The sequence below is a fragment of the Bacillus sp. HY001 genome (assembly GCF_007558965.1).
Taxonomy (GTDB): domain Bacteria; phylum Bacillota; class Bacilli; order Bacillales; family Bacillaceae_G; genus Bacillus_A; species Bacillus_A mobilis.
Genome location: NZ_VLTE01000360.1, coordinates 1 through 295, shown reverse-complemented (window position 1 = coordinate 295; position 295 = coordinate 1). Strand labels below are relative to the sequence as shown.

Sequence of the window (295 nt, the reverse complement as noted above, 5' to 3'; positions counted from 1 at the left end):
CAAGCGCAAACGATCCTTTTCTCTCAAAAAGAACTTCTTCCTGTTTACCTAGAAAACAATCAAAAAAAGTTAGAAAAGACGTTACAAAAAATAGATGAGTATGAAAGCGGCAAAAAAAGACCTAAACAAGTTTCATTAGAAAGTTGTTTAATTGGTTTAAGAAAACGAAAACAAAAATTAGAACAAAGAATTGAAACGTATGCAAAACATATTAAAAATAAAACATTACCTCCTATTATTTTTGGTGGGCGGAAAAATTTCTATGAAAGAATGAAAAACAAGATATCCAATCAAG

1 pseudogene is annotated in these 295 nt (G+C 28.8%); it reads left to right on the top strand.

From position 1 onward, the window contains the following. A pseudogene (locus FOT98_RS31735) lies at window positions 1-295 on the top strand (IS200/IS605 family accessory protein TnpB-related protein); the annotation flags it as partial.